8 protein-coding genes are annotated in these 6,986 nt (G+C 33.2%); 3 read left to right on the top strand and 5 right to left on the bottom strand.

Annotated elements, in window-relative coordinates; translation table 11 throughout:
• The 4 genes from EU96_RS0109470 to rimP form a co-directional block, all read right to left on the bottom strand.
• Nucleotides 1-1,002: translation initiation factor IF-2 N-terminal domain-containing protein (locus tag EU96_RS0109470; protein WP_032527416.1), on the bottom strand; the 1,002-nt coding region annotated here is incomplete at its 3' end.
• Between the two features lie 47 nt (nucleotides 1,003-1,049).
• Complete coding sequence (locus EU96_RS0109465) at nucleotides 1,050-1,310, bottom strand: YlxR family protein (RefSeq protein ID WP_032527457.1); 261 nt, start codon at nucleotides 1,308-1,310, stop codon at nucleotides 1,050-1,052.
• Nucleotides 1,311-1,327: 17 nt separating this feature from the next.
• Complete coding sequence (nusA, locus tag EU96_RS00850) at nucleotides 1,328-2,731, bottom strand: transcription termination factor NusA (protein WP_032527415.1); 1,404 nt, start codon at nucleotides 2,729-2,731, stop codon at nucleotides 1,328-1,330.
• Between the two features lie 35 nt (nucleotides 2,732-2,766).
• Complete coding sequence (rimP, locus tag EU96_RS00855; protein ID WP_032527414.1) at nucleotides 2,767-3,234, bottom strand: ribosome maturation factor RimP; 468 nt, start codon at nucleotides 3,232-3,234, stop codon at nucleotides 2,767-2,769.
• Between the two features lie 160 nt (nucleotides 3,235-3,394).
• Here rimP and EU96_RS00860 point away from each other — a divergent pair, with 160 nt between their 5' ends.
• Entirely contained in the window at nucleotides 3,395-4,525 is a 1,131-nt protein-coding gene (locus EU96_RS00860) for a trypsin-like peptidase domain-containing protein (protein ID WP_032527413.1), read from the top strand.
• A gap of 45 nt (nucleotides 4,526-4,570) precedes the next feature.
• Entirely contained in the window at nucleotides 4,571-5,284 is a 714-nt protein-coding gene (gene rpiA / locus EU96_RS00865; protein WP_342666118.1) for a ribose-5-phosphate isomerase RpiA, read from the top strand.
• Here rpiA and hisD read toward each other — a convergent pair.
• Complete coding sequence (gene hisD, locus EU96_RS00870) at nucleotides 5,281-6,567, bottom strand: histidinol dehydrogenase (RefSeq protein ID WP_032527412.1); 1,287 nt, start codon at nucleotides 6,565-6,567, stop codon at nucleotides 5,281-5,283. The two genes, rpiA and hisD, sit on opposite strands and share 4 nt — an antisense overlap.
• Before the next feature lie 120 nt (nucleotides 6,568-6,687).
• Between hisD and rpsT the strand changes: the two genes are divergently transcribed.
• On the top strand, nucleotides 6,688-6,981 hold the full coding sequence (gene rpsT / locus EU96_RS00875) for a 30S ribosomal protein S20 (protein ID WP_032527410.1): 294 nt from the start codon (nucleotides 6,688-6,690) through the stop codon (nucleotides 6,979-6,981).
• The last annotated feature ends 5 nt before the right edge of the window (nucleotides 6,982-6,986 follow it).

Genomic DNA, 6,986 nt, shown 5'->3' with positions numbered 1-6,986 from the left:
TCTATTGGACGCACCTGGTCTATTTGGATTGCCTTGTCTATTAAATGAACCAGGCCTGCCTTGATCTGTTGGTTTGTTTCTTAATCCAGGCCTATTTGGCATACCAGGTCTATTTGGAGCACCTGGTCTATTTGGATTGACTTGTCTATTAAATGAACCAGGCCTGCCTTGATCTGTTGGTTTGTTTCTTAATCCAGGCCTATTTGGCATGCCAGGTCTATTTGGAGCACCTGGTCTATTGGAGATAGTTTGTTTAAAAGAAATATTTTGTTTACTATTTTGCTTATTAGGATCGTCTCTTCTTATTGGTGCTCCTACAAGCTCAGGGGTGTTTCTTTTATTAAGATTTTTTGGTTTGTTCGTGTTTTGATCAGTTTTGTTTGATAGTTGTTTTTTACCCACTGAATTGTCGATGTTCTTGGAAGATTCATCAGATTTAAAAGTATTATTTATATTTTTCGGCTTTGCAATTAGTTGAATAGGGGGTTTTGCTGGACTTTTGATAGGTGGGGTTGTGTTTTTTCGTAAAGTTTTTTTATTTTGATTGAAATTTTGTGAAGATTTACTATTTATATTTTGATTCGTAAGATTTGCTTTAGATTGTGAACTGTTAATAATATTGGGTTTATTGGGATTTTTAATTTGATTTGAAATTACTTTCAGACTCTCAGGCTTATTAAGAGGTTTTGTCAATAATTGCTTTTTGTTTGAATTATCTTTAGTAGGTTTTCCTTTTAAAGACGATATAAGAGGAGATTTATCTTCTTTGTTTTGTTTGTAATTATCTTTTTTAATTGAAGGCTTATTAATAGAAAGTATTTGCTTATCTGAATTTTTTTTATTAATGAGATTTTTTATTTTTTTTGCGTCTTCTGCACTAATTGAACTACTATGACTTTTTACTGTAATTGAGAGTTTTTGAGCGGCATCCAATATATCTTTATTTTCCAGATTTAAGTCTCTGGAAAGTTCGTAAATTCTGATTTTATCGCTGATAGTCATTTAATCTGATTTGTACTCTTTCTGTAATCAAGAAGGATTTAGTTTAATTATATTCCCTTATTGGGATAGTCATAATAGCTTTTTATTTCTTTTTCAAAAATTTCAATAAATTCAGGATCTAAAAATGTTTTAAAAGCTTTTTGAAGCTTTTTTTTGATCTTTGAATCTGAGTAACATTTTTTTGACTGGCAAATGTAAGCTGATCGCCCCATTCCTTTATTAAACATGAAACCTTGCTTATGATCTTTGGTAATCTTTAAAAGATTTTTCCTGTCATATGTTTTTCTACACGAAATGCATATACGCATAACAGGGTTTTGTTGGATCACCGCTTTCTCTCCTCTTTGGCTGATATTTCACTATCTTGAACAGTATCTAATTGATCATTCTCCGAGAAGGCTTCTTCTTCATATTGTTCTTCTCCATATTCTTGATCATCTTCAGGAAGGGGATAAAGCTCTCTTAATCTTGCATCTTCTGCAGCGCGCTCAGCTTGTTCTGCTTCTAATCTTTGCTCAGCTTCTCGCTGAAGATTCTCTTCATCTTCTCTTTGAATGATTAATTCAGAGACTGCAGCATCTTCTGCTGTTTGATCGTATTCATGTGAATTTTTAACATCAATCTTCCAACCAGTTAATCTTGCGGCAAGCCTTACATTTTGACCTTCTCTACCAATTGCGAGACTCAATTGATCAGGAGGGACTAGCACGTGCGCATGTTGCCCTGCTGGGTCAACAAGTCTTACTAGATCTACTTTCGCAGGACTTAAAGAGTTTAGAATATATTGAATTGGATCAGATGACCATTTAATAACATCAATTTTCTCTCCTCTTAGTTCATTAACTACCTGTTGAATTCGCGCTCCTCTAGCTCCAATACATGCACCTACAGGATCCACTTCTTGTTCTACACTATCAACAGCTACTTTTGTTCTTGGCCCAACACCTCTTGAAGGAGGGTTTGCTTCTCTTGAAACAGCAACTATTTTTACTGTACCTTCTTGAATTTCCGGGACTTCATTTTCAAATAAATAAACCACTAACCCTGCATTTGCTCTACTAACAAACAGTTGTGGTCCTTTTCTGGCTATTTCGCTAACTTCTTTCAAAAACACTTTGAAAGTTGCATTTGCTCTGTAATTATCATTTGGTAATTGATCTCTTTTTGGAAGTTCGGCCTCAACTTCAGGTCTTCCAATACCAGAGCTAACTCCCATAATGACTGATTGTCTTTCAAATCTTATAACTCTTGCAGTTAAAACAGGATCTTCCAAATCTGCAAATTCTTCCTGGATCATTTTTCTTTGTTGATCCCTTAATTTTTGGGCTAAAACTTGCTTTGTTGTTGAAGCAGCCATTCGTCCAAAATCCTCTTTTTCCGGAGTAACGTCTAGAACAACTGTGTCACCTATCTGAGCATCATCAGCGACTTGTTTAACCTCTGCTAGAGATATTTGATGATCTTCGCTCTCAACTTCTTCAACGATTATTTTACTAGATAATATCCTATAACCTTCTTCATCTAGATCTAGACCAACATCAAAATTACTAAAATATTCTTCATCAAATGGATCTTCATTTACTCCAATATAAAAAGTTTTTCTATATTTTTCGTATCCTTTTAATAATGCTTCGCGTAAGGATACTTCCACGATATTAGGAGGTAACTTTTTTCCCTCACTAATGTCTTCAATGAGATTGTTTAAACCTGGGAGAATAACTAATGCCATCTATGATGGGAAAATTGAATAATGGTTGAAAATAATTAATCTTTTAATGTACAAAGACTAATCTTTAGTACTTCATCAAAAGGGATTTTTTTTATCTTACCTTTTATGTTAATGGCTAAATAATCTTTAGACTTTTCATAAAGTAAACCGTTTAGAAATTTTATTTTTGAATTCTTCTGGTTTAACTCAACATTAACTGGAAAACCCTTAAAAGTTTTGAAGTCTCTTTCTGAGGTTAATTCATCACTGACCCCTTGACTACTAATTTCTAACACATATGAACAATTTAAAAGATTTGAATTCTCTATTTCTTCAGATGCTGGGGTATTAAATAGCGCACAATCATCTAGTGAAATATCATCACCATTAGAATTTTTTATTATAATTTCAATAACGATTGGATTTTGATTAGTTTTTATATTTAAACTGAAGATCTCATAATTCCATATATTGGCAACTTTTTTTAATAGCTTTTCTAGTGTACTTTTTTTTTCTTTATTCAAATTTAATTAAATAAATTGATTTAAGATAATTTTCACATATAAATAAAGATTTTTCTATGAAAAATTCAGAAATTTGTATTTTATGGATGTAAACAAAAAAACAACAATAATATATTTATTCAATTAGATTTACTTAATAAATCTAAAAACTATTAGATAAATGAAGTTTCTCAAGATTAAATTTATTAATTTAATCCAAATATTCATTATTGTTTGTTTTTGTTTAGTTAATTTTTCTCAAATACCTGAAGTTTTAGCTTTAAATTCCTCTGAAAGTCACAATTTTGTATCATCTGCAGTTAAGAATGTTGGACCTGCAGTCGTGAAAATTGATACTGAGCGATTGGTAGAGAGGCAACAATTTGATCCCACTTTACTGGACCCTCTATTAAGAGATTTACTGGGGAATCAAGGAATTATTCCTGAAAGAGAGAGAGGCCAAGGTTCTGGAGTTATCATTAATGAGAATGGTTTGGTTCTTACAAATGCTCATGTCGTAGAGAGAGTTGATGATGTTTCAGTGACTTTGGCTAATGGAACTATATGCGATGGTCAAGTTTTGGGTACAGATGCAATAACTGACCTTGCTTTAGTGAAAATTGAGGAATCCACGTATTCTAGTTTTGCTCCACTTGGAGATTCTGAAGATCTTGAAGTTGGGGATTGGGCTATAGCTCTAGGTACTCCCTATGGTCTAGAAAAAACAGTTACCTTAGGGATTGTAAGTAGCTTACATAGAGATATTAATAGTCTAGGGTTTTCAGATAAAAGACTTGATCTTATTCAGACTGATGCGGCAATAAATCCAGGAAATTCGGGAGGACCACTAATTAATTCTGATGGTGAAGTAATAGGAATCAATACATTGGTAAGAAGCGGCCCTGGAGCTGGTTTAGGTTTTGCAATACCTATTAATCTAGCTAAAAGCGTTTCTGATCAGCTTCTCAAAAATGGTGAAGTTATTCATCCATATTTAGGGGTGCAATTGATTTCTTTGAATCCTCGAATTGCTAAAGAACATAACCAAGATCCCAATTCATTAGTTCAATTACCTGAAAGAAATGGAGCTTTAATTCAATCGGTCATACCTAACAGTCCTGCTGAAAAAGCTGGCTTAAGGAGAGGCGATTTAGTAATAGCAGCCGAGAATATCTCTATAGAAGAACCCAAGGCTTTGCTAGATGAAGTAGAAAAAGCTCAGATAGGCAAAGTATTACTCTTAAATATTTTGAGAGATAATAAAGAGATAGAGATAAATATCAAACCAGAACCTCTACCAGGTTTGACATAAATCACCCATTGAAATTTAATAATCTATAACCATAGAAAAAAGATTTTGGATTCACAAACTCAAATGAAAAAAATAGTTGCTGAAGCAGCAATTAAGGAAGTAAAGAGCGACATGATTGTCGGATTGGGATCAGGTTCTACAGCTGTGCTTATGATAAAAAGTCTCGCTGATGCTATTCGTTCTGGAAAATTGCAAAATATAAAAGGTGTTGCAACTTCCTTTCAATCAGAAGTTTTAGCGCTCGAACTGGATATCCCCCTTATCGATTTAGCTTCTGTGTCTCAAATTGATTTAGCTATTGATGGAGCAGATGAAGTTGATCCAGGATTTCAATTAATTAAGGGAGGAGGTGCATGCCATGTTAGAGAAAAGTTAGTGGCATCTAAAGCTAATCAATTGTTGATTGTTGTTGACGAAACTAAACTCGTGCAAAACTTAAATCAATCTTTTCCTTTACCTGTAGAGGTCCTTCCAAATGCTTGGAAGCAAGTTCAGGAAGTGCTTTCAGAAATGAATGGTATTTCTACTTTAAGAATGGCGACTAAAAAAGCTGGTCCAGTTGTTACTGACCAGGGCAACCTAATCCTGGACGTATTGTTTAATGATGGTATTAAGAATCCAAAAGACATTGAAATGAGTATTAATAATATTCCAGGAGTACTAGAAAACGGATTATTTGTTGATCTTACAGATAAAGTATTGGTTGGTAAAATTGAAAGCAGTATTCCTGTTGTTTTCTCTCCTTCAAAAGTTGGCTAATCTTCAAATCTTATTTGTACTGAGTTAGCGTGACTATGTAAGCCCTCACTTTTAGCAAGATTAATAATATCAAGACTGTTAACTTTTAAACTTTCTTCATTAAATTCAATTATTGAAGTGTTTTTCATAAAAGTTTCAACTCCTAAAGAGCCACTAAATCTGGAATTTCCTGATGTAGGTAAAGTATGATTTGGCCCAGCCAGATAATCCCCCACAGCTTCTGGGGTCCATTTCCCTAAAAATATTGCTCCTGCATTCTCTATACCTTCAAGAATCTTTTTTGAATCAAAAGCTAAAATTTCTAAGTGTTCTGGGGCAAAGTTATTGCTTAGTTCAATACATGATTCATAATTCTCGCAAATAACAATTAACCCCCAATTATTTATTGATTGCATGCAAATTTCTTTTCTTGGATGACCATCTATTGTTTTATAGAGTTCTTCTAAAACTTCTTTTGCTTGGTTCTTTGATGTAGTTAGAAGTATTGACGAAGCCAAAGGATCATGTTCCGCTTGCGCTAGTAGATCAGCTGCTATGAGTGTGCTTTGAGCTGTTTCATCTGCAATTATTAATATTTCACTTGGGCCAGCTAATGAATCAATTCCTGTAGAGCCATAAATAAGTTTTTTAGCAGTAGTTACATAGATATTCCCTGGACCTGTAATAACATCAACCTTGTTGATTTGATTGGTGCCAAATGCTAAAGCACCAATTGCTTGAGCTCCTCCAATTCTAAAAACTTTATTGATACCTGATAAGTAAGCAGCAGCTAAAACAGTTTTGTTTATTTCCCCTTCTTTATTTCCAGGAGATACCATTATAATTTCTTCAACTCCTGCGACTGTTGCAGGTATTGCATTCATTAATACAGTACTTGGATAAGCAGCTCTACCCCCTGGAATATAAATACCTGCATTTTTAACTGGTCTCCATCTCCTCTGGACTGTATCACCATGTTCACCTTTTATCATAAAAGATGATGGAATTTCTCTCTCATGGAATTTTTTAATTCTTTTATGGGCTACCTCAAGTGAGTTCTTTAAATTGCTATCAATTTCATCCCATGCAGCCTTTAATTGATTCTCTTTAACTTGCATAGGGCTAGGATTAAAACCATCAAATTTTTTAGTATATTTTTCGACTGCTATATCTCCATAATTTTTTACCTCTAGAAGAATTTCTTCGACGATTGCACTAATCTCGTTATTAGTTTCTGAATTAGTTCGAGTAGAAATCCTTTTCAATTCTTGGATAGCATCTTTTTTATTGTTTATGATCTTCATATTTTAAATTTTTCATATTGAAAGGCTCGAGACCCAATTAAACCCTTTCTAAAATTATATATGATTGATTAGCGGTCGATTTATTTGTTATGATAAAAATCTTATATTTACTTACCCTCTGTGGCCAATAACAAATCAGCAAAAAAGAGAATACAAATTGCAGAAAGAAATCGTTTAATTAATAAGTCATATAAATCTACTGTAAGAACTTTGACAAAAAAAACCTTAGAGTATTGTGAAAAATATAAAAAAGACCCTAATGAGGATAATGAAAATTTATTGAAAACAAGTCTTAATATAGCGTTTAGTTTAATTGATAAGGCGGTTAAAAAAAATGTCCTTCACAAGAATAACGGCGCTAACAGAAAATCAAAAATTAACAAATATGTAAAAACTACTCTTATGACAAAGTAAAAAGT

Source organism: Prochlorococcus marinus str. MIT 9302 (assembly GCF_000759975.1).
GTDB classification, from domain to species: Bacteria; Cyanobacteriota; Cyanobacteriia; order PCC-6307; family Cyanobiaceae; genus Prochlorococcus_A; species Prochlorococcus_A marinus_M.
This window is presented reverse-complemented; position numbering and strand designations above follow the sequence as displayed.